Raw genomic sequence first — 13,667 nt, 5'->3', positions numbered from 1 at the left:
CTACCATCGCCGTTGTCGGTTTCGGTCTCGATGACGGTGTAGCACTTGTCGGTCGTCCGGTTTGCTCGTGAGCCTCGTAACCTCGTGACATGGAACTGAATGACTGGGCTTACAGTCTCGCCGAGGACGTACTTTCCGACCCGCTGCCGCGACGCTATCTCGGAACGGCCCGGCTCCACAGTTCCTCAGCGTGTTCAACGAACCTGTCGAAAATCTCGCCGACTCCATGCTTGCGCAGATGCAACAGCGGGGAGTCATGACCGACAAGTCGGGCCAGATGGGGCGTGACCAGAGCTTGGTTGTCAAATCGGAAAACGGAAAGGCTCACATGATTGATCGCGTCCAGCGGGGCCGAGAATCGCGTTTCCACATTGGGAATTTCCCCGAGCCGTTCGAGGTGTTCGAGCGTGATGCGAATTCGCGTGGATACCGACAGTGCCACGTTCTCGATTTCCTCGCGCTGCCGGGTCACGTCTCCGTCCGGGGCTCCGAGCAGGAACCGCACCCGGCATCCTGATTCAGCCTTGCGTCGGATGGTGTCGGCGAAGTGCGGTACCTGAGTCCAAAAAAAGTAGTTGGTGTAGCCGGCGAGGAACATTTCCTCGCTTGCTGCCTCGATCAATTCAGACCAGACGGTGGACGGACACGCGGAGCGGTAGGGGTAGCTGTGTACCAACTCGCGGTCATTTCCAGTTTTCACGCGTTCCTGTACGACCTTCGGCCAAATCATCTCTTCGTCCGTTCCCAGCACTCGGCAGGCGTCCGCTCGATTCCTCGCGTGCGGCGTGAGGCCTGCGTCACTCAGCCATCGTTCCACTTGCTTGGGCGTTACCCCTACCCGATATGCAAGTTGACGGGGTGTCAGATTTGCGTCGTCCATAGCGGATCTCAGCGCACTGTTCAAGTCAACCCCCTCATGCTGTCCTTTTGGGCCTTCTCGGAAGGTAGTCCGCCGAAGGCCCAAGTGTCCCTGGTTCCCGAGGGAAACGTCCGTGCGGGTGAACCATGATCGGCCTCATGACGGACCCAAGGAGCTACCCCAGCGCACGCGTTGAACAACTGGACCCAGGAGTGAGATTGGAGCCGACGCCGGTTGAGGGCTACGCCGGTTGCACCGAGTCCGCGAAGGCACGGGCGAGTGGCGACGAATCCACAGTCACCGACACCAACGCGGAGTCCCGCGCCGAGCCGAAGATCGGCTCGATTGTGGAGACAGACGAGCATGGCCGTGAACAGGTCATGGATGTGATGGCGAAGACGGTCTTCCTGCGTCCGGTCGGCGGTGGCTACGAGCGGACGGTGTCGTTGTCAGGGTTCTGGCGGGAGACCAAGTCATGAGCGGCACCCTGATGGGGGTCGCGGTGATCCCGCTGGCCCCGGAGAAATTGACTGGACTGCCCTATCCGGAGCGGTCTTTGGAGCTGGGGTTCCCGCAGGTGGCCATCGAACGGCAGGGCGGTGGATACCAGACGGGACCGCTGTACCTCCGCACGAGTCCGATGGAGGCGGCGGTACTCGCGCTGATCATCCAGGACACGATCGGGGCCGTCGCGATGGCTGAGGCCCGGCGGTTGCGCGTGCACGGTGGTGGCGGAGTCGACACCGGGGTGCTGCTCCGTGTCCGCGACAAGTTGCACGTCCTCTGATGAGTGTTGCCGCGAAGGGATCACCGATGAGCGTAACCATCGCCAACGCCCCGGCGCCCGAAGTCGATTGGACCGCGTTGAGCAACTTCGCGGCGTTGCGCGGCCAGCTTCGTATCTCCTTCGGTCCAGCGTGCAACGTCGCATGCTGGTTCTGCCACAACGAGGGCGGCGTCCCGCCCCGGATCACCCGAGGAGATCCGACACGGCGGCCACATGCTGCCGGAACTTTGTTCTGAGCACTACGTCGAGATCATCTCCGCGATGCAGAACACCGGCCTCAAACGCGTGTACTTCACTGGTGGTGAGCCCCCGGTCTCACCGCTGGCCCGGCCCGTGTTGGAGCGGCTGCCCGCAGCAGGTCCGGACGGCTCGTACACGTTGTTCACGAACGGCACACGTATGCGCGCGAATTGCGCGTGTCTCAGTTCGACACGGCTGGACAAGGTGAAGATCCCGTTGCACTACTTCTCGGACGCATCACTGCGGGCCATCACAAGCACACGAATCGGCATCGCCACGATCCTGGAAGGCATCGAGGCGGCGCGCGAAACCTTCGAGCGCGTTGAGCTGAACTGCGTTCTGGTCCAGGACAACGCGCATGAAATCAGGGCCATCCTCGACTTCGCCTTGGAGCGCCGACTGCCAGTGCAGTTCATCGAGATGGTCGGCACCGATTTCAACCAAGGACGTGCGATCTCGGCAGTCGCCGCAGACGACACTGTGGCGTATCTGCGGAGCCTCACCCGCGATGAGCACACGGAAGTCGCCGGCGTCGGGCAAGAGCGGCGGGTCTTCCGCATCGACGGGGTGGAGATCGACGTCATCCACCGACATCTCGGGCGCCATCACGTCGGCCAGTGTGGTACTTGCCCCCTGCGGACGAAGTGCGTTGAAGGCTTCTGGGCACTGCGCGTGGACCACGCCGGAGGTCTCCAGCCCTGCCTCCTGCGGGATGACCTGCGTCTGGACCTTACCAGCCTGTTGACCAATCCCAGACAGCTCGCCGCAGCAGTCGCCGCGCACGTCGCGGCTTTCACGGAGGGGACCCAATGAGCCTGCTTACCTCGCCGCCGTACCGACCGATCACACCTGGCTCCCGTCCTGGACCGATGTTGGTCCTCGAAGGCGTGTCGGGCATCGGAAAGTCCACCGTGGCCCGACTTCTCGCCGAACGCCTTCACGGCACTGCGCTCCACACACTCACCGAGCCACACACTGGGTGGTCGACCTCGGCGAACGTGCGCCTGAGGCCGCTGCCGCAGTTCGCCTTCTACCTGTCCGGCCTGCTCCAGGTTTCCGACGTTGTACGCGAGCGGCGCGCCGCCCTCCCGGTGATCGCGGACCGCTACCGGGCTTCGGTGATCGCCTGCCACAGTGCTGTTCACAATCTCGATGTCCGCGCCGTGATGCACCTGATGCAGCCGTTCGATCCGTATCTCGAAACACCCGACCTCTCGTTCTACCTGCACTGCTCGAAACCGATGCTGCGTGAACGTTTGGCGGCCAAGCGAGAGCAAGGGACGTTGACTTCGGACGATGTCGAAGTGTTCGGCATGCCCGGACGCCTGTCCCGGTTGCTCGCGAACTTCGAGACGGTGGCGGACGAGGACGCCACCGCCGTGATCCTCGACACCGATGGTGTTACTCCCGCCGAACTCGTCAACCAAATCATGACGCATGTGGAGGCGACGCGTGCTCAGGCCCATTGACACCGACGCCGTAATCCGCGAGGGCGTAGCCATCGGCCAATTCCCCGGCCAAATCCATGAAGACGTCGGTTGGTGGTTAGGCGCTTGTCTGGTCGTCGTCACCAAGACGCACCGACTCGCAGCAGCCCACGACGGACGCCCGACCAGCGCCGAATTCCACCGTCGGGCATGCCTCGGCGCCACCAACGCCGAACACTACAAGTGCGAGGTGATGGATCTAGGCGTCGCCACCGAGGCTGAACTGCGGGCTGCCATCGGTGCGCTTGGGGGTGTACCAGGGATCTTGGTGACCTCGGCAGGCACCGACAATGGTGAGACAGTTCGTATCGTCTTGTACGACGGCCTCGGTCAGCCGCTGACCGAGAACTCCGGTCTCGCCCAAATCCGCCGCCGGATCGCTGACGACCGGATGCCTATCCCCGTGAACGCAGCAGCCGAGGGCATGATCACACCTTATCCGAGAGCGGGCCAGGCATGATCAACGCAGCCGAGCTGATCCGAGACGGCGCCGGAATCCTGTTCGTGACCCTCGACTCGCTGCGCTACGACGTCGCCCGGTCCGCCTACGACGACGGTCTGACACCTCACCTGGCAACTATCCTTCCGCCAGGCGGGTGGGAACGGCGCCACACACCAGGCACGTTCACCCTGCCCGCGCACATTGCGTTCTTCCACGGTTTCCTGCCCAAGCTCCCACAGCCCGAGCAACCCCCGCGTCTGTGGGAATGCCGTCCCCCGGCGTTCAAGACGGTACGGGCGGAGACTTTCGTGTTCGAATCACGGAACCTCCTCACCGGTCTCAGAGCCTACGGGTACCACACCGCGTGTATCGGAGGCGTCACCTACTTCTCCCGCGAAACTCCACTTGGCTCAGTTTTGCCGGATCTCTTCGACGAAGACCACTGGCGCCCCGAATTCTGCTCACCGGCACTGGGCTCCACCAGGTGGCAGGTCGACCACGCCCTGGAAATCGCCGCAGCCTATGAATCCCAACCGTTGTTCCTGTTCGTCAACGTATCGGCCACTCACGTCCCCCACGGCCACTACGTCGGCGAAAGCGTCGACAGCGCACGGTCACAACTTGCCGCGCTCGCCTACGCCGACGTTCACTTGGGCCGGCTCGTCGCCGACCTGGACACTCAACGCCCATGGCTGATCATCATTTGTGCCGACCACGGCGACGCGTATGGAGACGACGGCTACCACGGCCGAGGGATAGCTCATCCCGCGGTGATGAACGTGCCTTTCGCGGCCATGGTCCGGTGACAGGCACGGCTAAGCTCGCGCGGCATGAGCGATGTAACGGGAGCCCCTCCCGCGCGGGACGCGGCGGTCGTGGTGGCCCGCGACGGTGACGGGCAAGTAGCACTCCTGTCAGCGGAATTTCCGCGTCACGGCGGTGAGTACCTGTTCCTGCCCGGAGGTCGCAGAGAAGGCGATGAGACACCGGAAGAATGCGCGCGGCGCGAACTCCGTGAGGAGGCGGGGATCACCGCAGCGGCCTGGCGGTCTTTGGGGACGTACGCGATCACGCTGGCATCGCCTGCTCGGGTGCACCTGTTCGAAGCCCGGCAGTTGACGCTGGGGCCGCAGCAACTCACGCCTACCGAAGAGGGGTTCGCGCTCTCCTGGTGGTCGATGCAAGATGCGCTTGCCGCTCTTGCCGACGGGCAGTTTCTCCTTCCTGCCGGTCCGCTTGCGCTGCTGTTGGCCGACCGGCAGGGAGACTGAAGGGCCTCTCAGGAACGGGTTGCGCGGACGAGGGTGTCGATGGCTTCGCGGGGTTCGCCCTCGACGGTGACCGGGCGGTGGACTCGCTCGGCGCGGGTGATGCGGAGATCAGGCATCGCGTCTGCGACGGTTTCCGGGGTGTGGAGGATGGACGGGTCCTGGGGACCGCCCGTGCCTTCGGTGAGGTTGGTCAGGTCGTGGCCGATGAGGAGGAGCGTGCCTCCTGGGGCGAGTGCGGCGGCGGCTTTTGTGAGGACGTCGCGCATCTCGTCCTCGGGGAGGTGGAGGTAGGCGATCAGGACGAGGTCGTAGGACTCGGCTTCGGGGGTCCAGGTGACCAGGTCGGCGGTGAGCCAGTCGACGGTCGCGCCTTGGGCGTCGGCGAGCAGTTTGCCCTTCGCGAGGGCGGCGGCGGAGAAGTCGACGGCGGTGACCTGCCAGCCCTGTTTGGCAAGCCAGATGGAGTTGCGGCCCTCGCCTGCGGCGAGGTCGAGGGCTCGGCCGGGCTTCAGGTCGGTGGTCTCCGCCGCGACGAAGCGGTTTGGTTCGGCGGACCACACCAGCTCGGTTCCGGCGTACCGCTCGTCCCATGCCTTCGCGTCCACGTGGACCGCCTTTCCTTGTCGTGCGCTGGTGTCGCTACACCGATCCTGCCTTACCGCCCGCGACGGCCGAACGGTAGATCCGCTCCAGTTCGGCGCCGACCGCCTCCGGCGCGAACTTCTTCCGCGCCTCGACCGCGATGCGGTGCCGGTCGTACGCCTCCGGGGCGTCCGCCACGGCGCGCAGCGCGGCGGCCAGGGCTGCCGTGTCCTCGGAGGGGACGAGGTGTCCGAGATGCGGTTCCATGACCTCCGCGTGCCCCCCGACGTCGGTGGTGACGACCGGGAGCCCGGCGCACCACGCCTCAAGGACGGCGACGGTCAGGTTCTCGGCGCGGGACGCGAGAACAAAGGCGTCGGATTCGCTCAGCAGCCGGGCGATTTCGGAACGCGGCAGGCGCCCGGCGAAGGTGACGACGTCGGCGACGCGCGACCGCGCCGCCTGTTCCTCCAGCTTGGGCCGCTCGCGGCCGTCGCCGACGATCGTCAGACGCAGCCGGGGGTCCTCGCGCGAGGCCGCCGCGAAGGCGTCGATGAGCACGTCGAACCCCTTCGCGGGCGCCAGGCGCGCCACCGAGACGAACTCGACGGTGTCGCGCCGGGAGGCACGCCCCGCGTCGGGGGCCGGGAGCGCGAAGCCCGACGCGTCGACGGGGTTGTACACGACCTCGAAGTTGCCGGTCAGTCCGTACGCGGTGATCTTGTCTCGCAGCGACCCGCACACCGTGACCACCGTCGCCGCCCCCGCGTACAGCTCGCGGGCGCGCTTGATCCCGAGCGGACTCGGCGGCGGCTCGGTCCAGTGGCCCTGCCAGGACGTGTGGTGTTCGGTGACCACATACGGGATGGCCAGCTCGCGCTTCATCGCCACCAGGTAGTGCGCCCAATAGAAGTGCGCGTGGACGACGTCGACGGTTCCGTGGGTGCGTGCGATGTAGCGCACCGCCCGCCGGTAGCGGCGGGCCATCATGGTGTGCGAGACGCGCCCGAGGATCCGGGACGGCCGCCAGCCGAACGTCTTGATCTGGTAGTGCCGGGGGTCGTCCGGATCCTGTGCGAGGTACGGCGCGCCCTCCACCCGGGGCCACGTCAACGCGTCGGTGTTCGACAGCCGGATGACCTCCGCCGCGTACCCCGAGGCCTTGACCCAGTCCGTCTCCCACGGGACTCCGGGAAACCCGACGATCACCACGACACGCATGCGCTGCTCTCCCCCCAGCGGTCCCCACCCCGGGAACGGAACTCCCCTCCCGCTCCACCGTGGCCCCATCCTTCCAGCCGCACACCGGCCCTGGGGGGTGGTCGGCGAATCCCGCGGATCGACCCCGAGACGGGTCGGGGATTCGCGGACGACCGTGCGGGTGCCGCGGTCGCCGCTCGGTGTCGCCTTGGGCCGATAGGGTGACGCACCATGGCCGCACGACCACTACATGAGACCGTCGAAGCAGGCTGGGCCAAGGCTTTGGAACCGGTCGCCGACAATATCGCGGCGATGGGCGACTTCCTGCGCCGCGAGATCGCGGAGGGCCGCAGCTACGTCCCGGCGGGCGCGAACATCCTGCGCGCGTTCACCCAGCCGTTCGACGACGTACGCGTGCTCATCGTCGGGCAGGACCCGTATCCCACGCCGGGCCACGCGGTCGGGCTGAGTTTCTCGGTCGCCCCCGACGTCAGCCCGCTGCCGCCCAGTCTGATCAACATCTTTCGCGAGCTGACCACCGACCTCGGTCTGCCGATGCCGTCGAACGGCGACCTCACGCCGTGGACGCGGCAGGGCGTGCTGCTGCTCAACCGCGCCCTCACCACCGCGCCGCGCAAACCCGGAGCGCACCGCGACAAGGGCTGGGAGCCCGTCACCGAGCAGGCGATACGGGCCCTGGTGGAGCGCGGCAAGCCGATGACGGCGATCCTGTGGGGCCGGGACGCCCGCAATCTCCGTCCGCTGCTCGGGAGTTCGATCCCGGCCGTCGAATCGGCGCATCCGAGCCCGATGTCGGCGAACGGCGGCTTCTTCGGCTCGCGCCCGTTCAGCCGGACGAACTCGATGCTGGCGCACATGGGAGCGAACCCGATCGACTGGCGGTTGCCCTGACGCGGGCTCGGCGCGGGGCCGGCGTCCCGGACGCGCGCGGGGCGCGGCCGGGACGCGACCGGCGGACGCGGCCGACGCGGGGTCAGCCGGATCGCACCGCCCGGCCCCGGTCGGCCCGGCGGCGGGCGGACCGTTCGTCCGCCGAGGCCGCTCACGTGGCGCCACGGCCGTCCGCCGCTCACGAGCCCGACGACACCGGGGACTTCGCCGGTCGAGCACCCCCGGCACGCCGGCACGACCCGCACGTCACACCGGCGGCACCGTGCGCCCCGTCCTCCCCCGCAGCGCGTGCCACGCCCCCAGCGCACGCGCCTTCGTCCGTGCCGCCTTGCGGTCCTGCCGTGCCAGGGTGACCGCGGTGAACTTGGCCTGGCGTACCGCCCAGTGCCAGATCTCGGCGGGCGAGCGGTGTTCCAGGGCCATCGCCAAGTGGTTGCGCGACTGGTAGTACAGGCGCCACGGCGGTGCGGAGGCCGCGCCGACGTGGAGGGTGGCGACCAGGGGTTCGGGGAGGATGTACACGGCCCAGCCGGTACGGCGGGCGCGCACGCAGTACTCCATCTCCTCCCACATCATGAAGTACTCCGGCTTGGGCACCCCGATTTCGCGCACCGCGGCGGTGTTGACCAGGGCTCCGGCGAAGATCAGGACGTCGACCGGGTACGGGCCGCCGCCGGGCGGGGGTTCGACGAGGGGCAGCCTGCGGTCGCGCCAGCCCGAGCCGAGCCGGGCGACGGTTCCGGTGTCGTCGATCAGCCACGAGGCGAACATCGCGGTCCGGTCCGGCAGTTCCGGCAGCCGGGCGAGCATCGTGGCCAGTGCGTCGGGCACCGGGTGGTCGTCGTCGTTGAACAGCCAGGCCCAGTCGTGCCCGTGGGCCTCGGCGGCGCGCAGCCCGGCCGCGAACCCGCCCGCGGCCCCGGTGTTCGCGGCGAGCCGGATGTGGGTGACGCCGGGGAACTCGGCCGCCAACATGGCCGCGGTGTCGTCCGTGGACGCGTTGTCGACGACGATGACCTCGTCCGCCGCACGGGTGGACTTCGCCGTCGCGGCCAGCGTCTCGCGCAGCAGGCCGGCTCGGTTGTAGGTGACGAACACCGCGGCCACGGAAGGCGTTTGGCGCGGTGCGTAGGCATCGCCGGTCACCCCAGCCCCTCCCAGATCGTGCGGGCCACGTGCGGCCACGTCATCGTGTCGCGCAGGACGGCTCCGCGCGCCTCGGCGCGGCGCCGCAGGCCCGGGTAGTCGCTGTCGAGCCCGCGCAGGGCGCGGGTGAGTGCGTCGACATCCCCGGGCTCGACGAGGATGCCCGCGTCCGCGACGATCGTGCGCTGGTTGCCCACGGTCGTGCCGACGCACGGGAGTCCGCGTGAGATCGCCTCGACCAGGGCGATGCCGAACGGCTCGCGGTGGGTGGGGATGACGAGTGCGTCCGCCCGCGCGTACAGCTCGGGCATGCGGTCGTGCGGCACGCGCCCGACGGCGGTGACGCCGGGGGGCAGGGCTCCGGCGGGGGCGCCGCCGGCCAGGGTCAGACGCCACGCGGGGTTCTCGGCGTGCACCCGCACGAACGCCTCGATCAGTTCGGGGCCGCCCTTGCGCTCCCATTCGACGCCGACGAACAGCAACGCGGGTGGCCCGTCGGGGAGTCGGCGCTCGGCGGCCGGGGGATCCGCGGGTACGTTCACCCCCGCGCCGACCACCTCGACCCGTTCGCCGGGGACTCCGTAGCGGCGCACGACGGCGTCGGCGGTGCTGTGGCCCATGACGTAGATCCGGTGTGCCCCGGCGATCATGGCGCGTTCGCGGTCGAGCCACCCGGGCGTGTAGCGCGACCGGTGCGCGCCGCTGCCGCCCGCGGGGTCGTCGGGGTCCGGCGAGGGCCCGGACCGCGGCGCCGGTGGCGACGGAGGCCCGGGGGCTGGAGCCACCCCCGAGATCCCGGATGTCCCCTCGAGCCCGACGCGGTCGGTGTAGACCGCGTACCGCACTCCGGCGGGCGGGACGATCGCGGGCAGCGACTGCACGATGAGCACCGGCCGTTCGCTGTCAAGGAGGCCCTTGCGGGCGATGTGCCCCTGGACGGCCCTCGGCCAGGCGGTGGTCTTGGTCCACGGCGTCCCGGCGCCGAAGAGCCGGGCCTCGGCGGTCGCGCGCACGCGGGCCCCCGCGAGCCGGGGGTCGCGGGCGAGCGGCATCAGGTCGTACGCCGTGACGTCGGTCAACTCCCGCAGGGCGCGCAGGAGTCCGGGGGCGGAGCCGGAGAAGGCGCCCGCGTGGAGGAACACCAGTCCGTCGGTCACTGGCCCTCCGCGTAGGGGGCTCGCACGGTGGTCACGACTCCCAGACGTGGTCGACGTAGACGGGTGCGGCCATCACGACCGCGCGCGGCGGCGTGTCGAGGTCGGGCCCGGCGACGTCGAACTGGTGGGCGGGGGCCCAGCCCATGAGCGGGTGGCCGTCGGCGTCGTAGATGCCGACCCACAGGGCGTACCGCCCGCGCGGCAGGGGCAGTTGCCCGATCGTGCAGCGCACCTGGTTGCCGGCCCAGCCGAGGAAGATCTCGCGCCGGGCGGTGAAGACCGGGTTGGCGGTGCCTTCGGTGACCCCGATGTGCAGCACGGCGGGGCCGCCGCGTTCGGTGGCGAAGTCCAGGTCGACGACCATGGGGGCGCTGGTGGTGAGGCCGGGCTGCCCGACGCCGCGGACGTCGCAGTGCGTCAGGCGCACGGGCTCGTCGGTTTTGGTGCGCAGCCCGGTCTCCTCCTCCACGCTGTCGCGGTAGCCGCGCAGTGCGGTGCGGATCGGGCCGTCGGCGCGGATGTCGCCTTGTTCGAGCCAGACGCCGCGCGTGCAGATGGATTCCACGGCCGCCAGGTCGTGGGAGACGAGGACGAGAGTGGTGCCTTGTTCGAGGACCGCGCGCATGCGATCGAGGCATTTCTGCTGGAACAACGCGTCGCCGACGGCGAGGACTTCGTCGACGAGCAGGACGTCGGGCTCCAGGAACGCGGCGACGGCGAATCCGAGGCGCATCTGCATACCGGACGAGTACCACTTCACCTGGCGGTCGATGGCCGTGCCCAGTTCGGCGAATTCCACGATGTCGTCGAATCGGGCGGCCACCTCGGAGCGTTTGAGTCCGAGCAACGAGCCGTACAGATAAGCGTTTTCACGCCCCGTCAGATCGGGGTGAATACCGGCCCGGACCTCGATGAGCGCTCCGATGCGCCCGCGTACGTCGATGCGTCCGGCGTACGGGTACATCACGCCGGTCAGCATCTTGAGCAGCGTGGACTTGCCGGAGCCGTTGGAGCCGATCAGACCGACGGCCTCGCCCGGCCGGATGTGCAGGTTGATGTCGCGCAGGGCCCAGCGCCAGTCCGCGGCGTCGCGGCGGGTGACCTTGCGGACGATGCGGCCCAGGTTGTCGCGCAGCAGCATGCGGCGGCTGTCGGCGCGGAACCGCTTCCACAGGTGGACGGCTTCGATGCTCCCGTCAGGCGACATCGGCGATCCCCGTTTCGAGCTTCTTGAAGACCCGGTAGCCGATCAGCAGCATGAGCGTCGCGGACAGCGCGGCGACGCCGGTGAGCCGCCAGTCGGGGTGCTCGCCGTAGAGGATCGTGCGGCGGTATCCGTCGATGACGGCGGCGAGCGGGTTGGCGGCGACGTACGGGACCAGCCAGTCCTTGGTGATCTGGTCCAGGCCGTACGCGACCGGGGTGGCGAACATGCCCATCTGCATCAGCAGCGGGAGCATGTGCCGGATGTCGCGGAAGTAGACGACCGAGGCCGACAGCAACAGCGCGGCGCCCAGGGCGACTTCGATCTGGATCACCAGGAAGATCGGGGCGATGTACGAGGTTCCGGCCGGTGCCTGCGTGTAGATGCCGAAGAGCAGCACCAGCACGAGCGCGGCGATCATCATGTCGAACAGCGCGACGATGACGGTGGCCAGCGGGAAGACCTCGCGCGGGCAGTAGACCTTGTTCAGCAGCGGTCCGTTGGAGATGATCGCGCTCGCGCCCTGGGTGACCGCCGTCATGAAGAACGTCCAGCCGAGCAGGCCGACATAGCTGAACAGCGGGTACGGCGCGCCGTGTGACTGCGCGATCTCGCTGACGTTGCCGACCCGTTGGAACACGACCGTGAAGACGATCATGAGCATGACGGGTGTCAGGATCGCCCACGCGAATCCGAGCACGGCCTGCTTGTAGCGGGCGCGCAGGTCGCGCTCGGCGAGTGTGCGCACCAACTCGCGGGCGTGCCACAGCTCGCGGATGCCGCGCAGCAGCCCGATGCGGCGTTTGAACCGCAGTTCGGGCGGCGGGCCGATATCCGCGTCGGCGGGCGGTGATTCGGCGGCGTGCGCCGGAGGTGGTTGATGCGTACGGCCGTTGATCCGGGTGTACGGTCGCGCGCCGTCCACGCGCGCGCCGAAAGGCCCCCCCACAGAGTCCCCCACGGACTTCCCCTCCCTGGTCCGCTGTCAACTCTCGCACACGGGGGCCGACCGCGACCGGAAATCGGATCACGCGGTCGGCGCCGCGATGCCCTCCAGCAGCTCCTGCCAGGCGTCCACCACCGAGGCCATCGCGTACGTCCCCACGCAGTGCCCGTGGGCCGCCGCGCCCAGGGTCGCGGCGTCCGCGAGCACCCGCCTGACCCCGGCCGCGACCGCCGCCGGGTCGCCCGGTGCGACGAGCGCGCCGGTCCTCGCGTCGAGCACCACGTCGCGGACGAACCCCACATCCGTCGCGACCGCGGGGATGCCCGACAGGCCGGCCTCCACCAGCACGCCCGGGACGCCCTCGCTGTCGCTGGTGAGCAGCAGCGCGTCGGCGGCCCGGTAGACGGGTCCCGCGTCGTCCACCGTCCCGAGGAACCTCACGCGTCCGGGGGCGAGTTCGGCGGCGACGTCGGTCAGCCGGCCGCGCAGGGCGCCGTCCCCCGCGATGAGCAGCAGGAGTTCACCTCCGGGCCGCGTCGGCGGGTCGGCCGCCAGGCGGGCGAACGCCTCGATCGCGACGTCGACGCGCTTCTCCGGCCCGAGCGCGCCGACCACGGCCAGGACCACCGCGTCGTCGGGGACCCCGAGTTGCGCGCGGGCGGCGGCGCGCGAGGCGGCGTCGACGCGCGGATACGCCTCGGGGCGCCGTCCGTTCGGGATCGAGCGGACGCGGTCGGGTGGCAACCCGTAGTGCCGAAGGAGTAGTTCGCGGCCGAGTGCCGATACCGACGCCACCGCCTCGGCGCGGCGCAGCATGAGCCCGACCCGCAGTCGGCGCAGCCGTGTCGGGGCCCAGTGCCGGGGGTCGCCGATGCTGACGTAGACGAAGGGGATGCGGGCGAAGGCCAGGGCGAGCGCGCAGGCCGGGAGCGTGGACGACCCGTGCGCGACGACGACGCGGTGGCCGTTCGCCTCGTGGCGCAGGGCCGACAGCGTGTCGCGGCCCAGGCGGCGGCTGCCGAGCGTGCGAACCGGGAGGTCGTGGGCGCCGGGTGCTCGGGCGGGCGGCGGCGCGGGCGGCGCGGGCGGCTCGTTCGGCGCGGGCGGCGCCGGCGGGTCCGGAGCCAGGGCCACGATGCGCGACGCCGTGCCGCGCGCCCGCAGCTCGTGGTGCAGGTCGTACGCGAACGTCTGGGCCCCGCGGCGCCGCGGATCGGTGATCACGTGCAGCACCCCGTCGCGGGGTGAAGAGCCGTGCATGGCGAGCAGGTTGCCACAGATCCTCGTCCGGGAAGACGGGGCTCGCCCGGAAAAGAGCCGTCGAACGGCGGTTTCTTGCCCGGGTCTTGGTCGGCACGCCGCCGCGATCGCTACGCTCGGTTCCGTGGGGCACCGCCGTCGGGGAGTGCGGCGGGTCGAACTCGGGTGGGGCCG

Annotated in this window: 16 protein-coding genes; 8 read left to right on the top strand and 8 right to left on the bottom strand. The window is 69.3% G+C overall.

The window, feature by feature from the left end; translation table 11 throughout:
• Positions 1–154: 154 nt before the first annotated feature.
• The gene (locus LO772_RS27660; RefSeq protein ID WP_231779747.1) at positions 155–730 is read right to left on the bottom strand and encodes an XRE family transcriptional regulator; all 576 of its coding nucleotides are present in this window, start codon (positions 728–730) and stop codon (positions 155–157) included.
• Between the two features lie 347 nt (positions 731–1,077).
• Between LO772_RS27660 and LO772_RS27655 the strand changes: the two genes are divergently transcribed.
• From LO772_RS27655 to LO772_RS27625, 7 genes are all read left to right on the top strand, one after another.
• Positions 1,078–1,338, top strand: a complete 261-nt coding sequence (locus LO772_RS27655; RefSeq protein WP_231774746.1) for a hypothetical protein — start codon at positions 1,078–1,080, stop codon at positions 1,336–1,338.
• Positions 1,335–1,646 (top strand): hypothetical protein, encoded by a 312-nt coding sequence (locus tag LO772_RS27650; RefSeq protein ID WP_231774745.1) that lies wholly within the window; start codon positions 1,335–1,337, stop codon positions 1,644–1,646. The genes LO772_RS27655 and LO772_RS27650 overlap by 4 nt, the downstream gene beginning before the upstream one ends.
• 213 nt (positions 1,647–1,859) lie before the next feature.
• The gene (locus tag LO772_RS27645; RefSeq protein ID WP_231774744.1) at positions 1,860–2,699 is read left to right on the top strand and encodes a radical SAM protein; all 840 of its coding nucleotides are present in this window, start codon (positions 1,860–1,862) and stop codon (positions 2,697–2,699) included.
• Positions 2,696–3,355 carry a thymidylate kinase gene (locus LO772_RS27640; RefSeq protein WP_231774743.1) on the top strand — a complete coding sequence of 220 codons (660 nt, stop codon included), beginning with the start codon at positions 2,696–2,698 and terminating at the stop codon, positions 3,353–3,355. The genes LO772_RS27645 and LO772_RS27640 overlap by 4 nt, the downstream gene beginning before the upstream one ends.
• Positions 3,339–3,833: a hypothetical protein gene (locus tag LO772_RS27635; RefSeq protein WP_231774742.1), complete on the top strand. Its 495-nt coding sequence runs from the start codon at positions 3,339–3,341 to the stop codon at positions 3,831–3,833. The genes LO772_RS27640 and LO772_RS27635 overlap by 17 nt, the downstream gene beginning before the upstream one ends.
• Entirely contained in the window at positions 3,830–4,621 is a 792-nt protein-coding gene (locus LO772_RS27630; RefSeq protein WP_231774741.1) for an STM4013/SEN3800 family hydrolase, read from the top strand. The genes LO772_RS27635 and LO772_RS27630 overlap by 4 nt, the downstream gene beginning before the upstream one ends.
• 24 nt (positions 4,622–4,645) lie before the next feature.
• The gene (locus tag LO772_RS27625; protein ID WP_231774740.1) at positions 4,646–5,086 is read left to right on the top strand and encodes an NUDIX hydrolase; all 441 of its coding nucleotides are present in this window, start codon (positions 4,646–4,648) and stop codon (positions 5,084–5,086) included.
• Positions 5,087–5,094: 8 nt separating this feature from the next.
• Here the strand turns inward: LO772_RS27625 and LO772_RS27620 are convergent, their stop codons facing one another.
• Positions 5,095–5,691 carry a class I SAM-dependent methyltransferase gene (locus tag LO772_RS27620; RefSeq protein ID WP_231774739.1) on the bottom strand — a complete coding sequence of 199 codons (597 nt, stop codon included), beginning with the start codon at positions 5,689–5,691 and terminating at the stop codon, positions 5,095–5,097.
• 34 nt (positions 5,692–5,725) lie between these two features.
• On the bottom strand, positions 5,726–6,889 hold the full coding sequence (locus tag LO772_RS27615; protein ID WP_231774738.1) for a glycosyltransferase family 4 protein: 1,164 nt from the start codon (positions 6,887–6,889) through the stop codon (positions 5,726–5,728).
• A gap of 210 nt (positions 6,890–7,099) precedes the next feature.
• Between LO772_RS27615 and LO772_RS27610 the strand changes: the two genes are divergently transcribed.
• Positions 7,100–7,780 carry a uracil-DNA glycosylase gene (locus LO772_RS27610; protein ID WP_231774737.1) on the top strand — a complete coding sequence of 227 codons (681 nt, stop codon included), beginning with the start codon at positions 7,100–7,102 and terminating at the stop codon, positions 7,778–7,780.
• A gap of 246 nt (positions 7,781–8,026) precedes the next feature.
• On the opposite strand, the gene LO772_RS27605 is transcribed toward LO772_RS27610, so the two are convergent.
• From LO772_RS27605 to LO772_RS27585, 5 genes are all read right to left on the bottom strand, one after another.
• Positions 8,027–8,926 carry a glycosyltransferase gene (locus LO772_RS27605; protein WP_231774736.1) on the bottom strand — a complete coding sequence of 300 codons (900 nt, stop codon included), beginning with the start codon at positions 8,924–8,926 and terminating at the stop codon, positions 8,027–8,029.
• Positions 8,923–10,083: a glycosyltransferase family 4 protein gene (locus tag LO772_RS27600; protein ID WP_231774735.1), complete on the bottom strand. Its 1,161-nt coding sequence runs from the start codon at positions 10,081–10,083 to the stop codon at positions 8,923–8,925. The genes LO772_RS27605 and LO772_RS27600 overlap by 4 nt, the downstream gene beginning before the upstream one ends.
• A 31-nt stretch (positions 10,084–10,114) precedes the next feature.
• Entirely contained in the window at positions 10,115–11,290 is a 1,176-nt protein-coding gene (locus LO772_RS27595) for an ABC transporter ATP-binding protein (RefSeq protein ID WP_231774734.1), read from the bottom strand.
• A complete protein-coding gene (locus LO772_RS27590; protein ID WP_231774733.1) occupies positions 11,280–12,212 on the bottom strand; it encodes an ABC transporter permease in 933 nt (310 codons plus the stop codon). The genes LO772_RS27595 and LO772_RS27590 overlap by 11 nt, the downstream gene beginning before the upstream one ends.
• A 102-nt stretch (positions 12,213–12,314) precedes the next feature.
• The gene (locus LO772_RS27585; RefSeq protein WP_231774732.1) at positions 12,315–13,493 is read right to left on the bottom strand and encodes a glycosyltransferase; all 1,179 of its coding nucleotides are present in this window, start codon (positions 13,491–13,493) and stop codon (positions 12,315–12,317) included.
• Positions 13,494–13,667: the final 174 nt, after the last annotated feature.

The organism is Yinghuangia sp. ASG 101 (genome assembly GCF_021165735.1).
Lineage (GTDB): Bacteria > Actinomycetota > Actinomycetes > Streptomycetales > Streptomycetaceae > Yinghuangia.
The sequence above is the reverse complement of the archived record's forward strand: the minus strand, read 5'-3'. Positions and strand labels throughout refer to the sequence as shown.